Below are 15,911 nucleotides of genomic sequence, written 5' to 3' on the forward strand. Positions count from 1 at the left end.
TCGGCATGTGAAAAACGGGGGCCGAGTGCTCCCGTTTTTGTCTGTATACAGTAAACAGGCTTCACGCATGCCCTGCGTTAAATAAGGAAAGGAGAGTATAATGGCCCGTGAATTTTCACGTACCGACAGAGTCGCTCAGCAAGTCCATAAAGAAGTGGCGAGCATTCTGCAAAATGAATACAAGCACCGCGTTGGCGACATGCCCTTGATCACGGTTTCTGACGTAGATGTGTCGCGTGACCTAGCGCATGCAAAAATCTTTGTGACTATCTACAACAGCACCGAAGAAGAAGGTAAAGCGCAAATTAAACAACTGGCAGAATACAAAAAGTTTATTCGCAGTATTCTAGCTAAACGTATTCGCATGCGCTCAGTGCCTGATCTTCACTTCTTTGAAGATAAATCGATTGTTGAAGGTATGCGTATCTCTAATCTTGTGTCTCAGACCATCGCAAAAGATGAGTCAAAGCGCGATAAAGACGATCCACAAGAGCAGGAGTAAATGGCAAGACGTCGTAAAGGCCGTGAGATTAACGGCATAGTATTGCTTGATAAACCGCTTGGTGGGTCATCTAACCAATTGCTTCAAAAAGTGCGCTGGCTGTACAAAGCTGCGAAGGCCGGGCATACAGGCGCACTTGATCCACTTGCCAGTGGCATGTTGCCGCTGTGCTTGGGTGAAGCTACGAAGTTTTCTCAGTTTCTTCTGGATGCAGAAAAGACCTACGAGGTAACTGCTCAACTGGGTGTTCGCACCACCACGTCTGACGCCGATGGCGAAGTGGTTGAAGAAAAGCCTGTTGATGTAAGCGAAGAACAAGTACGTGATGCGTGCTTGGCGTTTCTAGGTAAGAGTAAACAAATCCCGTCCATGTTTTCAGCGCTTAAACATCAAGGTAAGCCACTTTATCACTATGCACGTCAAGGTATAGAGATTGAGCGTGAACCTCGTGATATTGAAGTGTATGAATTAGATGTACTGCGTATTGAACTGCCGTTTGTAGAAATGCGCATTAAATGCAGCAAGGGCACTTATATTCGCTCTATCGTAGATGATTTAGGTCAGAACCTTGGCTGTGGCGCCTACGTGACTCGCTTACGCCGTACGGAAGTAGCAGACTATCCTACGGATAAAATGGTCTCGCTGGATAAGTTAATTGAAATTCAGGAATCACTGGAAGAAGGTGACTTTAAAGCGCTGGATGACTTATTGATTCCTATGGATACCGCTGTAAGTCGTTTGCCCTTTGTGACCATTAACGACGCTGAAAGAAACCGTTTTGATAACGGCCAATCTGTAAAAGGGACTTGTAGCGAAGCGCTGGGTGAAGGCGTGTCTTACCGCGTTTACCACGGCGATGATACCAGTGGTATTTTCTTAGGCGTAGGGGAAGGGGTTCTTGACCCGAAAGACCAAGGTATCCCAAAACAAGAAGTGTTTGTTAACCCAAAACGTCGAGTTGTTTATCCATCGTAGCTGCGCCGGTAAATAAAGACGGTTTATGGCTTGCTAAGTCTGTAAACGTCATTATAATACGGCGCTCATTCCGCTTTGCTGAATTAGTGATCGGCGAAGCATTAATATTAGGAGAATGATATGTCACTAACTAAAGCAGAAACCGCAAAAATCATTGCTGAGTACGGCGTTAAAGAAGGCGACACTGGTTCACCAGAAGTTCAAGTTGCTTTGCTTACTCACAACATCAACAAGCTTCAAGGTCACTTTGCTGATCACAAGAAAGATCACCACTCACGTCGTGGTCTTCTACGTATGGTTAGCCAACGTCGTAAGCTTCTAGACTACCTTAAAGGCAAGAACGCAGAGCGTTACCTTGACCTTATCAAGCGTCTAGGTCTACGTCGATAAGACTAGGTTTCAAGAAAAGCGCCCAATGGGCGCTTTTTTTTTGCAAAAATGTACAGCGAAGTGCAATACACCCTAGTACATGTATGAAGCCATCCAATTAACTTTGTGTTTGTACTACGCGTTAGTTCGACGGTATGTTTTGCTTTTTATCTTCAAACATCCGCTCATCTGCAATAATGCTCGCTCATTTTGTAATTCTGTTTGCGACATCTTCGCAGAAAGAACGAAAGAGATAAGGGAAGCAGATATTGCAATAACAACAGAAGCCACCACGAAAAATACATCGTAGTTAGCCAATATTTCAGCACTAAGGGGAAAATCCTTTACCGAAAAAAAATGATAATGTCCGTTTTTCAAAGTCTTAAATTGTCTTATCAATAAACTACTACTAAATGTAGTAGTTTCATTTATTTACGCAACTCAACTTTGCTCGCTGTTTTTGTAGAAGAGCGAACTGCATTTTGCATAATAGTTAGTTCACGGCTTGTTAGGTTACGCCACTGGCCAGGTTTTAGTGAGCCGAGTTCAAGGTGCATGATTCGGGTTCGTTTTAGTTTGGTGACCTCGTACCCTAAAAACTCACACATTCTGCGGATTTGTCGATTAAGACCCTGAGTTAGAATAATGGTAAATGTATTTTTGCCCGTGGGTTTAACCACACAAGGCTTCGTCACCGTCCCTAAAATTGGTACTCCGCGAGACATACGGTTGACGAAGCGCTCACTGATTGGTTGGTTAACCGTAACTTCGTATTCTTTGTCATGAGCATTTTCAGCGCGCAGGATCTTGTTCACGATGTCCCCATCGCTGGTTAAAATGATTAAGCCTTCCGATGGTTTGTCTAACCTTCCTACGGGGAAAATACGTTCCTTGTGACCGATAGCGTCAATAATGTTGCCTTTGACATGACGCTCAGTTGTACAGGTGATACCAATGGGTTTGTTGTAGACAATATATACGCGATCTGACTTGTCTGAGGCTACTGCGCCTACAACTTTACCGTCTACCTTTACAGTGTCACCAGGCCCCACTTTCGTACCCAGTTCAGGTGGTTGGTTATTAACGGTAACGCGATTTTGCTCAATGAGTTTATCCGCTTCACGGCGAGAACACAGGCCAGTGTCGCTAATATATTTATTTAAACGTTTGGGCGCTTGCTCACTCATTGCGCATTAGGTCCTATAGATTTCAAAAGAGGGCAATATTATCACGGCAAAAAGAAAGGGGCGATTCGCCCCTTTCTTTTTTATGCGTTAAACCGTGGTTTTTATTCTCGGTTGTATACTATTGCAACAGATTTAATCTGGTTTACTGGTTACCTGCAGCTGAAGGAGCCGAACCACTTCCACCCGTTGAACCACCGCTAGATACTACTTTGGTTGCTATATCGCGAATTTCGTTTTCCAAACTGGTAATGCGGCCAGATAAGGTCGTATTGCGTTGCTCTAACACAGACAATTTGTCGGTTAAATTGCGTACGCTTTGCTGAGCGCTTTGTTTATCGCTTGCTGCTTGCTCAAGTTGAACATTAACAGCGAGCAGTTCATCAGCTAACGAAGCAAGTTGATTCTTAACCGAGCTAATGGCCGCTGCTTGCGATTTTACATTTTCTGAAACTGAGTTGATGTTCTTATTCAAGGCGTTTTGAACGTCACCTACGCGGTCGCCAAGATCAGCAATCTCTTTTTGATTACGACGCCAAGCTGACGCCCACAACTTATCCATTTGCTCCCAAAGCTCGTTTGTCTTGTTGGTTAGCTCAGTAACTTTAACTTGCAGGGCAACAGTAGATTCACCAATTTCTTCACCTGTAGCAGATAACTTGTTTTCTAACTGCAAAATGCGCTGCTCCGCTTGCTCAGCAACTGCTTTTTGATGCTCAAGCAGGGTGTACAGGTAATAGCAACCACCACAGGCGGCCAAGGCGATGACGGCAACGAATACAACCCAGATTCCATTACCGTTTCCGCTACCAGAGGGCTGACGGTTGGCGGAAGGGGAAGATGACGGTGGAGGCGTTGCTTTTGTTGGCGCCGCCTGACGTTTTGTTTGGTAATCACGACGGTCTTCTTCATCCAATCTAATGGTTGGAAACTCATCGTTTTTCGAATTATTTGCCATAGTAAATTTATAATCTCGTTATGTAGTGCTAACTTCATCGCATTTAAATGCTTTAACTCAATAAGAAGACAGCACATTTATATTTGCGCGCTAAAGTATGTTATCGCTAAATTAAAGGAAATTCTACGGCTTATGCTCAATGTCAATTATACATAAGCCATAAAATCCGAGAATTTCCTTAAAGCGTAGCGCTACTGCTTATCGCCGATCCATTCAACGCGATACAAATCTCGTCTTCTATCAAGATAATTCCGCACAGAACCTTCATTTTGAAGCTTAGTGAGTTTATCCAAATCCAAATCAACAATGAGCGTCATTTCTGTGTTTGGCGTGGTCTCAGAGACAATTGCGTCATGTGGGAACGCGAAATCACTTGGCGAGAAAACCGCGGTTTGCCCGTATTGAATATCTACGTTGTCCACTTTGGGTAAGTTACCTACGCTACCTGCAATTGCCACGTAGCATTCGTTTTCAATAGCGCGGGCCTGCGCACAGCGTCGCACGCGCAAATAACCGTTTTTGGTATCTGTCCAGAAGGGGACAAACAAAATTTGCATTTCCTGATCGGCAAGAATACGCGCAAGCTCTGGAAACTCCACGTCATAGCAGATCAAAACGCCTATTTTGCCGAAGTCGGTATCAAATGTCTTAAGGCTGTTTCCGCCTTTCATTATCCAATCTTCTTTTTCGTGAGGTGTTGGATGAAGCTTATACTGGCTTTCAATCGTACCGTCGCGTTTGCAAATGTAGCTGACATTATAGAGCTCTTCCTCTTCTACCACAGGCATCGAACCTGCGATAATCGTAATATTGTACGATACGGCCAAATGAGACACGGCAGTTAAAATCTCATCGGTATAGGTCGCTAAATGCCAAATTGCATCAATTGATGAATCTGACGGGCTCAGGCCCATTAATGGCGCGTTGAAAAACTCAGGGAACAGGGCAACGTCGCAAGAATAGTCAGACAAGGCATCAACGAAATACTCTACTTGTTGTAAAAGCTCTTCTACATTATTGAAGTAACGCATTTGCCATTGAATACATCCGATTCGCGCGCTTGTCTTCCTGCTGGCGATGAGGGAAGGCGTGCCCGGTTCATAATAAATATTGTGCCACTGAAGTAGCGTCGCATAACCCTGTGAGGCTTCATCCTCTGGAAGGTAAGCCGACATGACTTGCTTGACTTCAAATCCATTTGAAAGTTGAAAAGTTAAAATGGGGTCGTAGATGTCTTTGAGCTTGACTTGCTCAATGTATTCATAAGGCGACAACTCATGCGCATGGTTTTTATAGTTCGGGATTCGACCGCCCGCCATAATAGATTTTAGATTCAAATTACGACAGAGCTCTTTACGCGCTTCGTAGAGACGACGACCAAGGCGTAGACCTCGATACTCGGGTGAAACAATTACTTCAACACCATAAAGCACATCACCGTTAGGATCGTGTGTGGTCAAATAAGCATCACCCGTAATTTCATCGTAGCTATGTTTATCCCCAAACTGGTCATAGTCTACAATCACTGAAATGGCGAAAGCGACCACTTTGCCTTTATCTTCAATACATATTTGCCCATCGGGAAATGTAGTAACTTGGGCTTTATAGTTAGAGTAAGGCCATGCGCCTCCAACGTTGGCGTATACCTCATCCATTAACGCTTTAACATCGTTGTAGTCGTCCAGTCTCAAATTTCTTAAGTCTAGATGATGTTCCGTTTCTTCTATTTGTGTTTGATCTTGACTCATGGGTTACTCTTTTTGCTAAAAATTTTAGTACGTACATTGCATATATCTTTACTAAACCGCCTTGCCATGCGTTTTTCAACTGTTAATTACAATCCGTATGTGCAGACGTAATGGCAACGGAAACAAGGGCAGAAGAAAAGTCTCTCAATCAACCCTCTTAAAATATACACCTCGGTTTACTTATTGATTTAGTTTACCTTTACCGTCATTTGCTCACTTTAAAATTGATATTAAATAAGCAAGAAGCGTGCGACTTCTTAACGACAAATAATTTTTCTTTTATCGATAAAAAAATAGCGCGGAAAATGCGTGGTGATGCAATTGCTATAGGATTCAACCCCGCGTATAAGTTCGCTAGTTTTTTAACATACACAACCCGCTCCTAACTACACGATTAGTTAACCGCTCAAAGGTAGAAATGCTCTGATGAATAGAGAACAACTTGCGTCGTATCAGCCTCTTCACGTTTTCGATGAAGCCATATTTGAAAATATCGTCGATGACTTAGTCACGAAAGGCTTTTCTATTCAAGAGCATGGTTTACCTGATTTCATTACACAAGCACTTTTGGCCTGCCAGCGTTCGATCTCTGAAGCTGAATATCAAGCGGCAGGTATTGGTCGCGCAGAGAATTATCAAAAAGCTGAAAAAGTTAGAGGGGACGAGATTTGCTGGATTACAGGTTCATCTAGCGAAGGCGCTTTGTGGCTTTCATGGTGTGAAGCCATGCAGCAGTATGTAAATCGTTCGCTCTTTATGGGGCTTTTTTCTTTTGAAAGTCATTTTGCCTGCTATGAGCCGGGTAAATTTTACAAACGCCATGTAGATGCGTTTAAAGGCCAGGGCAATCGCGTGTTGTCTTTAGTCGCCTATTTGAATGACGACTGGACTTCAGAAGATGGGGGAGAACTCGTGCTCTACGCTGATGAAAGTGATCTAATTGGAACAAGAGTGCTGCCAACGAAAGGTACTTTCGTTGTCTTTTTGAGCGAACAATTCCCTCATGAAGTATTACCTGCTGCCCGCAGCCGTCACTCGGTTGCAGGTTGGTTTAGGGTTAACGGAAGCGTTAACGACGCGATTGATCCGCCTCGATAAAAGCACTAATCACGTTGTGAAACGCACGTGTATCTAAAAACCAAGACTTATGTATAATAAGTTTAGGCTGTATGCGCGCTATTATTACAAAACTGGTTTGAATTATGGGCCAGCTCCTCTCGCGCACAGCTCGCGCAACATTGTGCCGTCGCAATAGCAAGTATTCTATTACGACGCTTAGGGAAAAGACGTTAGAAGTGATTGGTAAATGCTGGAAAAAATACCTGCCCCAACCCCAAGAGAAGAATTACATGTGCTGGTTATCGATAACCAGGGGCTTGTACATGATGTAGTGTCATCAGCTTTGCATGAAATTGGAATAAAAAACGTAAGCAGTGCTTTTAATGCCTTTCACGCGAAAAGGTTGTGTGCTGCAAGACAATACGACTTTGTTTTACTGGCGTTTAACGTCAGTCACGACAAGGATGGCTTTCACCTTTTTGAAGAATTAAAGCACCTCAATCACATCAACGACACCACCACGGTCATTTTTCTCAGTGCAGAGACATCGCCTGAATTGGTTAATTGTATTGTTGAATTGCAACCAGATGACTTTTGGGTCAAACCTCTTCAGCGCAACAAAATTGAGCTGCGTTTGGAATATCTTATCCAAATAAGGTTAAAGCTACATAAAATGCTTCATTGTATGCAGGTGGGGGACTATTCCACCGCTATGTACTATGCAGAGCGCCAGTTAAAAGATCCTTCGCTATCGGAGTATCACACCAGAATTAAACGCTTAATTGGTGATTGCTTATTGCAGCTTCGCGATTATCAAACTGCGGAAGACTACTTTAGAAGCTTATTGCAGAGCATGGATCATGCGTGGGTTCACATTGGTTTAACCCGGTCGTTGCTTCGACAAGATGAATTAGAAGAAGCCCAGCTACTGGTTGATGACTTATTGCAGCGCCACGACACGCGATTCTTAACCTTTGACTTGCTTGCTCAGTATTTTATTGAGAAAGAGCAGTTCGATATTGCCTACGAACAAATGAAAGAGGCGAGTAAGCTAGCACCTCGCAATATTGAGCGTAACAAACGGTTATGGGATCTTGCTCGATTGAACCACGATAAGGCAGGGCAACTTTCAGCTGTTCAAAATATGGCAAAGTTTGCTAAAAATTCTATCCATGACTCACCTCATCTAACGCTCAATGTTATTCGTTCAACCATTGATTTAGCCACAAGCCTTGGCAGTACGGAAGGCGAACGCTATATGAAACGCGCAGAATCTGAACTGGAAGAATTGAAACAACAAAAGGGCATGCAGTCTCAGCTTGGCGAGCAGATTGACGTCGTAAAAGCGCGTGTCTTGTGCTTGCGAGACGACAAAAAAGGGGCTGAAAAGTTGATGAAGGATCGTTCGGCATCTACCGACGGACTCTCGATGGAAGATAGCCTCGATAAAATGAAAGCATTTCACGAGTTAGGAATGCGTGAACACTGTGTGAGTATTTTAGATAAGCTTAGAAAGCAAATTGAAGGGGACACGTTTACTTCTCAAGTGGTAAATGAATACCTGAATCAAGAGTCGATTGAACGTACTGAAATTCAATTTACCACAAAAGAGCTTAAGCAAATGGCTGCGGTTAACTACAAAGAGAATCGGTTGTCGCCAGCCTTCAACAATTTACGCCAGGCACTAACACTGTCCCCTAAAGACAAACAAGTTGCACTGAGCTTGTTAAAAGTTATTACTCAAATCCACTTAGGGGATAATTTAACAGACGAGCAGATGGAAGCGGCCCATAAAGCGGCGAAGCTTCTTTTAAGTAGTGACTTGTCGCCAACCCAGGCTGAAAAGCGCGATCAGTATATAAGCCGAATCGCCATTGAGGTGGATGACAGTAACGCTGCTGACTTAGTCGGTGTGGTAGCCGTTAAAGCATAACGGTTACTACACAGACTGTTATTGAAAAGAGTACCAACAAAAAAGCTGCCTCCATTGAGGCAGCTTTTTTTACGTGAATGAAGCACACCCGTTAAGCGTGTACTTCATTCTTTCACTTTTTACTTCTTAACAGTAGTCGAACGACGACGAAAGCCAATCGCTGCAGCTAGCAGGGCAAGAATTCCTCCCATTGCTCCACCTGAGCTATCATTGTTTTCTTCTTCTTCCTCTTCAACTACGTCTGCTTGTAGGTCAAAGGTTGCGATGAATGGGTCGTGATCTGAGCTTCTAAATGGACCAACATCAGTAAAGGCGTAACCGTCTTCATCTGGGTAATAACGAAGCGCTTGATCGTACTGCAACTGGTAAGCTTCAACTGAGTTGATGTTCCAGTGAGCACCGTCAATGGCGTCTGCAAGCATAGCTTCACTTGCTAGTACGTGATCTAAACTACCCACCTGTTCAGTTCCGTAGAACCAATATGAGAAGCCTTCTGCATCAAACTCTTCAGCCAAGTTGTGATAGCCGAAGCTAGACTCTACGTCCACTGACGAGCCTTCATCCATACCTGTATTGACCGCAGTCGTAATAGTGTATCCACGAGACTCAGGTGTGTAATCGGTAAGTACAGCTACTGGATCTTCAGCGCTATAAGCGTTTAAGTCGCCTAAGATAACCTTGCGCTCTGGCAGGCTCTCATCACTTAGCGCGTTGCCTAATGTGATAGCTGCCGATACACGAAGTGCGTTACAGCTACCCTGAATCGTGGTAATTTCAGACGGCGCTTCTGCCACATCTTCTGCACACTGTGAACCTTTTGATTTAAAGTGATTCACGGCAACAAGGAACGATTTGCTGCTTTCAGTGTGTACAAACGATTGAAGAAGGCTTGGGCGCATGCGTGCCAGGCTATCTTCATCAATTTGTTGCTCTGGCATAGCAACTACCATGGCATCATTTTCTGGCGTCACTACTGTAGCTTTGTATAACAAGCCTACAGTAATCGCATCCGTACCAATTTCACTGCCATCACTGGTTGCGATGAATGAGTATTGCTCGGTTTCACCAAGTTCGGCGTTAATAGCATTAACTAGAGATTGGATAGCGCTATCTTCACCAAAACCATCGTTTTCGATTTCCATCAAACCGACAACGTCTGCGTTAAGGTTAACGATAGCTTCAACGATACGACCCTGTTGCAATTCAAACGCCACTTCATCGTCTGCGCCGCGGTTTTCGTCATAATCGAAAGTTACGTCGCCATTTGCATCTACTTCACCATTAAAGTAGTTAAGCACATTGAACGTAGCAATAGATAGGTTGCCTTCTGTAACCACTGGGTTTGCTTCGCGAGAAGACGTTACTTCGATAACGTCGCTTGGATTAATTCTGTAAGTGCCAAAACTATAGTTTAGTGGGCCAGCAGCAGAAACCGAATCACCAATGCGAATGGCATTAGCGTAGCTGAAAGTAGGGAAGTAATTAAGTGCATCTGGGTACTGCGAGCTGCTGTTATCTTCGATTGTAAGAAGGCTTGTCTCGCTCGCTTCTTCTGCCGCAGTATAAGCTTCTGACAGAGGCGCAGCTACGTCGCTTGGTTGGCGTTTAATTGTATCGCTAACAACGATTTCACCAAAACGCCACAGGTTGTTTGTACTCGTCACTGTTGCATCAGTCACGCTAACAACCATACCTTCAACGGTTTCAAGGTCAAGTTCGTACGGCATAGAAAGTTCTACCGCTGCTACAGCATCCGCTGTACCACAATCAAGTGCAGCCACATCACTATCCATAGCAAGTGTGGTCATACCGTAGTTTTCTTCTACTTCACCGTAAAAGCGAACCAGGTTACCTGTTTCAACGTCGACAGAACCTTCTACAAATAAGCCTTCAGACGTGGCGTCGTCAGCGTCGTAATCAGACGCTTCTTCTTGGACAAAGAAGCCGCCAGCACGTGTGCCAGTTACAATAGCTTCAATTATAACGTTATTGCCAACTTCAGCAGAGCTGCTTTCACTGCCCTGTATAGCACTAATAAGTGTCGCGTCTGCACCGCAAATACCTAGCTCAACAGCAGGCTCTTCTGGAACTTCTACAACGTCACCGCCACCTTCAGTGGTAAATGTACCCGCTGGAAACGGCGTTGCAGCGTCAGTGTTAGTGGTCGAGCCATCAAGCGCGTCAACACCACTGTAAGTCCAGTTAGATGCTTCGAAACTGCCGCCATTTGCTGTTTGACCTGACGTACGGTATGCCCAACCGTCTAGGTACTCCCACGCGGTGCCACTACCGTCGGTGTTGATATCGCCAAACGTGTCAATAACGCTGCCATCTTTAAAAAGCTCAATAGCGTCGTCACCATTAATACCCATTGATGAAGTATCGTAGTCTGGTGCAGAACCGAAAAACGCAGTAAATCCATCAATTTCTGATGCTACGTAGATATAAGTACCAGCGCTTGCAGACGCACCAGCTGGAAACGTAAACTCTTCGCCATCAGTACCGCCGCCGTTGTTTGCAGTTCCAAGGGCATAGGTAGATAAATCTGCTATGTCATTGACTACGAAAAGTTCAACTGCTTTTGGAACACCACCGCTTAACGGTCCATCGATAACACCACTAATGACTAAATCGTTAGCTTGGATGGCGGTTGAAGAAAGTGCAGAAATGATTCCTGCAGATAGTAAAGTTAATGATGTTTTCACGTCATTTTCCCTTTGTAGTTTTCATTATTTTTAATTCACATAAATACTGCTTCTGCTTTTGCCGAAATAGAAAAAACAGAGTGATATGTGAAGCGCAATTTTCTTATTGCTTGAACTACACTAAGGGCATTTGTAATGGATAGGAATGACTTAACCTTATTCAAGCTGTTTTTAAAATATTACTTAAATATCAAGTTCTTATCATCTATAGGTAAGTTTACTCATACCTTTAACTCTTAACCAAAAGCTAATATAGGTGTTAAGTAATGCCAACGACACGTCTATGACAACAGTTCGTCGGGTAAAAAATACGCTTTTTATTGATATCTTTATTTCAGCGCACGAGTGAACAGCGCATGATCATCAACTACTTGTTCTGTATAAAGATTTGCTATTTTTACAAGCAGGCTTTTTACTTGAGAAAAAGATGTTGATGCTGACGACGCGAATCGTGTACTTCTTCTATCGCCTCGGCAGTGAGCTAGCGCAAGGCTATACCCGCACAATTCGGCAAGATACCAATCCGCACAGATAATCACCCACGCAGCGAGATTTAAAATGTTCGTAATCGCGGCGTGTTGCCGCAGGTATAGTGGCTCTACATCAAGGTAACACAACAAAGAGTACGGACATTTTAAACTCGCCCTTCGGGAAGGTCTGGCAAGCTTCCTAGCTTCATTCTGGGAATTTGAAAGGGAACAGCCATTCCTGATTCCCACTTTAGCGTGATGTCGGGAGCGAACCAGGTAATGCGCATTTTCAAACTTAATTTCATCAAGCACTAAGTCGGGTTTTCTTTGCATTCTTCGTTGGCATCGAGCTGTAAGGTGTGCCGCATTTAGGCGATTAACCGGGTTAAAATCTGGAAAGTAATAAATAGGCGCCGCAACACGTTGTTGCTTAACCTCGACAATATGACAATGCGCAAAGCTTGCTGAATTATGTGGTTTTGCTGGTCCTACTAAAAAGTAGTAGCGCGCCATATTTACCGACCCGGTACCCGCGTCCAGGCGTTTCACTATATCGACTACCGCATCGTCCATGTAGGGAGCAAAAGCTTCTAGTAGCGTGGCGTATTCTTGTGGGCTTAGGGTAGAAAATTTCTCACTGTTGGCCTTAAACCCCAAGGTCTTGCCATCAAAATGAACGGCTTTAGCCAGCGCACTTTTAACCGTGAAGTCTTCTCCTCCTGCGCTGCGGGCTTTGGCTTTTTTATATAGTTTGGTCAGCTTGCTTGGCACGGCATCTGGGCAGTAGTCTACGGCTTCGTTAATCACCATGGCGTTTTCTACTACTTGGCTACAGGTTTCTACATAACGCTCAATAAATGCGTATTGCGCATTAATAACCTGCTGGTGGCTGACAACAGGTTTAGTGATGTCGATGTTATCGCACGCATACTTTCCATCAACGGTGCCTAGGCAATGTATCTGGGCAAGGTGCAATGAAGTGAGATAACGAAGCACATCCCAATGTGCTCTGCCGACACACGCATCATCAAAGTCGTTGGGTGAGAAGATCACTGTATCTCCGTGAGACCCTTCTTCTGTGAGAAAGCCAAAATTGGAAGTATGACAGTCTCCCATCACGCTGGTGAGGGGAACTGTCTCGCATTCTTTAGGAAAATTGATAAGGCCAGCTTTTATATCAGCGTAAAACAGCTGCGCACTGCCTCTGTAGAAAACAAAGGGGCTGACCTCCATTTTTGCATGCTTTGCCAAAGTGCGAGATGGCGCGTGTCCATCGATTAGCATTATTTCGTGGGAGATGCGCTGTAGTCGGGAATGGGTCATAGCTTTCTCATTCAGCAGAGTTTAGCCGGTGAAACCGTATTGCGAAACAATCAATCTATTTTGGCTCAATTTTCATCGTTCAATTCAATAACCTGATTAAGCGATTCATTTTTACCAATTAGTTTTTTGTGATTGTGCGCGCTATCCTTATCACCAGTTTCGAGAGACATGAATTTCGCGTTACGTGAATATCTTCACAAAACTGCAAAACCATGTCGACACAATAAACGTAAAGTTTGTATTCGTATGTGTTTAACGTGCGAAAATAATTTAAACCAAATGGAGAATTAAACATGGCATTGATCAATACTGCTATCAAACCTTTCAAAGCAACTGCATTTAAAGACGGCGAATTCGTAGACGTAAGCAGCGAAGACATCAAAGGTAAATGGGCAGTTTTCGTATTTTACCCAGCTGACTTCACATTTGTTTGTCCAACTGAGCTTGGCGACATCGCTGACAAGTACGAAGAACTTCAGTCACGTGGCGTAGAAGTATTTTCAGTATCTACTGACACTCACTTCACTCACAAAGCATGGCACGATTCTTCTGACACGATCAACAAGATCAAATTTGCAATGATTGGCGACCCAACAGGCGAAATCACTCGTAACTTCGATTGTATGCGTGAAACTATGGGTCTTGCTGACCGCGCTACATTTGTTGTTGACCCAGAAGGCATCATCCAAGCGATGGAAATCACTTCTGAAGGTATCGGCCGTGACGCAGATGACCTAGTACGTAAAGTTAAAGCCGCTCAGTACGTTGCAAACAACCCAGGTGAAGTTTGCCCAGCTAAGTGGAAAGAAGGCGAAGCAACACTAGCACCTTCACTTGACCTAGTAGGCAAAATCTAAGCAGCACGCTTAGCGCTTAATATTTGAAAGCTCAGCGCTTTGTGCATTGCACAGTATTAAGCAAATAATTTGTAGGGAGTGGGTCTCCACTCCCTGATATTAATTTCCAATTTCCGCTTATGTTGTTGACCCTTCAAAAGGTTGGCGGGGATTGGCGTGTCGAAAATAAGGCAGAATAACCGTGTTAACTAAAGAAATTTTACAGGCATTGAAATCATATGCAGAGTCAATGCAAAAAAACGTAACCTTTGTCGTACAGACCGGTGAACATAGCAAGCGTGAAGAGCTTGTGACGTTTCTGTCCGACATTGCTTCAGTAAGCGAAAAATTAAACGTAGAAGAGCGTGACACTAATGGTGAGTTGCGCAGTGCAATCAGCTTTTTATTGGAAGCTGACGGCGAAGATACGGGAATTCGTTTTTCTGGTATCCCTGGCGGTCACGAGTTTAACTCGCTTGTACTTGCCATGCTGCACGCAGCGGGTACTGAACTTAAGCTAGACGATAGCGTTAAGTCGATGGTGAAAGCGGTGAATGAACCACTTAATTTTGAAGTGTTCATTAGCTTAAGCTGTCACAACTGCCCTGAAGTCGTACAGGCACTTAATCAATTCGCATTGATTAATCCTAACATCAAGACCGAAATGATCGACGGCGGGTTATATCAAAATCTAATTCAAGAGCGCGACATCCAAGGTGTTCCTAGCGTATACCTTAATGGCGAGCTATTCGCGAATGGTAAAGTTGATGCCTCTGTGCTTATCAACAAGTTAATTGAACGCGACCCTAGCCTTAAAGAAGCAAACAAAGGCGATGCGTTACCACTTCAAGACGTAACGGTTATCGGTGGTGGCCCAGCAGGTGTTGCTTCGGCAATTTACAGTGCCCGTAAAGGCCTTAAAGTTGCCATTGTTGCTGAAACTTTTGGCGGCCAAGTTAAAGATACCATGGGTATCGAGAACCTTATCTCTGTACCTAAAACAACGGGCCCTGAGCTTGTTGGTAATTTGATGGAGCACGTACGCGATTACGACATTACGCTCAAAGAGCACGTACGCGTTGATAGCATTGAGAAAGGCAATATTAAAACCATTACGCTTTCTTCTGGCGAACAGATCCGCACTCGTACGGTCATTGTTGCGACAGGCGCCCGCTGGAGAGAACTTGGTGTTCCGGGCGAAAAAGAGAACATCGGTAATGGTGTTGCGTACTGCCCACACTGCGACGGCCCTTTCTTCAAAGGTAAAGACGTAGCGGTCATTGGCGGTGGTAACTCAGGTATTGAAGCGGCACTTGATCTTGCAGGCATTGTAAAATCGGTGACGGTATTTGAATTTATGCCAGAACTAAAAGCGGATAAGGTACTTATCGATCAAGCTCAAAAGCGCGATAATATTACCATTATCAAGAACGCGGCAACGCGCCAAATTACTGCTGAAAATGGCAAAGTGAACGCAATTGAATACCAAGATCGCTCAACTAACGAAGTGCACACTCGTGAACTTGCAGGTGTATTTGTTCAAATTGGACTAGTACCAAACAGTCAGTTTATGAAGGGCACGGTAGACATGACGCAGTATGGCGAAATTATTGTTGATACTAAGTGTCATACATCTGAGCCGGGTATATTTGCAGCCGGTGACGTAACAACAGTACCGTATAAGCAAATTGTTATTTCGATGGGTGAGGGCGCGAAAGCATCGCTTGCTGCATTTGAATACTTATTGAGCCATGAAGTGGTTGAGTCTGAACAGGAAAGTGAAGCGGCATAATCATTAGCCTTTCACTTCTCATGAGAGTTAAAGCCGAGCTAACGCTGTTAGTTCGGC

The 15,911-nt window shown here is 44.1% G+C and carries 12 protein-coding genes; 7 read left to right on the forward strand and 5 right to left on the reverse strand.

All coding sequences use genetic code 11. The features are described 5' to 3' along the window. The first annotated feature begins 100 nt into the window (after nt 1–100). From rbfA to rpsO, 3 genes are all read left to right on the forward strand, one after another. On the forward strand, nt 101–502 hold the full coding sequence (gene rbfA / locus MHM99_RS13365; protein WP_014949257.1) for a 30S ribosome-binding factor RbfA: 402 nt from the start codon (nt 101–103) through the stop codon (nt 500–502). Beyond that, a complete protein-coding gene (gene truB / locus MHM99_RS13370; RefSeq protein WP_239219697.1) occupies nt 503–1,477 on the forward strand; it encodes a tRNA pseudouridine(55) synthase TruB in 975 nt (324 codons plus the stop codon). Between the two features lie 120 nt (nt 1,478–1,597). Then, nucleotides 1,598–1,867 carry a 30S ribosomal protein S15 gene (gene rpsO, locus MHM99_RS13375; RefSeq protein WP_012518257.1) on the forward strand — a complete coding sequence of 90 codons (270 nt, stop codon included), beginning with the start codon at nt 1,598–1,600 and terminating at the stop codon, nt 1,865–1,867. A gap of 407 nt (nt 1,868–2,274) precedes the next feature. On the opposite strand, the gene rluF is transcribed toward rpsO, so the two are convergent. The 3 genes from rluF to MHM99_RS13390 form a co-directional block, all read right to left on the reverse strand. Continuing rightward, the gene (gene rluF, locus MHM99_RS13380) at nt 2,275–3,033 is read right to left on the reverse strand and encodes a 23S rRNA pseudouridine(2604) synthase RluF (protein WP_014949260.1); all 759 of its coding nucleotides are present in this window, start codon (nt 3,031–3,033) and stop codon (nt 2,275–2,277) included. Nucleotides 3,034–3,175: 142 nt separating this feature from the next. Next, nucleotides 3,176–3,988 carry a hypothetical protein gene (locus tag MHM99_RS13385; RefSeq protein WP_239219698.1) on the reverse strand — a complete coding sequence of 271 codons (813 nt, stop codon included), beginning with the start codon at nt 3,986–3,988 and terminating at the stop codon, nt 3,176–3,178. A gap of 191 nt (nt 3,989–4,179) precedes the next feature. Further along, nucleotides 4,180–5,736, reverse strand: a complete 1,557-nt coding sequence (locus MHM99_RS13390) for a bifunctional GNAT family N-acetyltransferase/carbon-nitrogen hydrolase family protein (RefSeq protein WP_014949262.1) — start codon at nt 5,734–5,736, stop codon at nt 4,180–4,182. A gap of 426 nt (nt 5,737–6,162) precedes the next feature. Between MHM99_RS13390 and MHM99_RS13395 the strand changes: the two genes are divergently transcribed. Then, nucleotides 6,163–6,834, forward strand: coding sequence for a 2OG-Fe(II) oxygenase (locus MHM99_RS13395; RefSeq protein ID WP_014949263.1), 672 nt, complete (start codon nt 6,163–6,165; stop codon nt 6,832–6,834). A 208-nt stretch (nt 6,835–7,042) separates the two neighbouring features. Continuing rightward, nucleotides 7,043–8,728 carry a response regulator gene (locus MHM99_RS13400; protein WP_168463533.1) on the forward strand — a complete coding sequence of 562 codons (1,686 nt, stop codon included), beginning with the start codon at nt 7,043–7,045 and terminating at the stop codon, nt 8,726–8,728. Nucleotides 8,729–8,847: 119 nt separating this feature from the next. Here the strand turns inward: MHM99_RS13400 and MHM99_RS13405 are convergent, their stop codons facing one another. After that, complete coding sequence (locus MHM99_RS13405) at nt 8,848–11,433, reverse strand: ExeM/NucH family extracellular endonuclease (RefSeq protein ID WP_239219700.1); 2,586 nt, start codon at nt 11,431–11,433, stop codon at nt 8,848–8,850. A gap of 329 nt (nt 11,434–11,762) precedes the next feature. Then, complete coding sequence (locus MHM99_RS13410) at nt 11,763–13,226, reverse strand: DUF2252 family protein (RefSeq protein ID WP_239219702.1); 1,464 nt, start codon at nt 13,224–13,226, stop codon at nt 11,763–11,765. A 293-nt stretch (nt 13,227–13,519) separates the two neighbouring features. On the opposite strand from MHM99_RS13410, the gene ahpC reads away from it, so the two are divergent. Next, entirely contained in the window at nt 13,520–14,083 is a 564-nt protein-coding gene (gene ahpC / locus MHM99_RS13415) for an alkyl hydroperoxide reductase subunit C (RefSeq protein ID WP_014949268.1), read from the forward strand. A 181-nt stretch (nt 14,084–14,264) separates the two neighbouring features. Continuing rightward, the gene (gene ahpF, locus MHM99_RS13420) at nt 14,265–15,854 is read left to right on the forward strand and encodes an alkyl hydroperoxide reductase subunit F (RefSeq protein WP_014976359.1); all 1,590 of its coding nucleotides are present in this window, start codon (nt 14,265–14,267) and stop codon (nt 15,852–15,854) included. The last annotated feature ends 57 nt before the right edge of the window (nt 15,855–15,911 follow it).

The organism is Alteromonas sp. MmMcT2-2 (assembly GCF_022348305.1).
Taxonomy (GTDB): domain Bacteria; phylum Pseudomonadota; class Gammaproteobacteria; order Enterobacterales; family Alteromonadaceae; genus Alteromonas; species Alteromonas macleodii.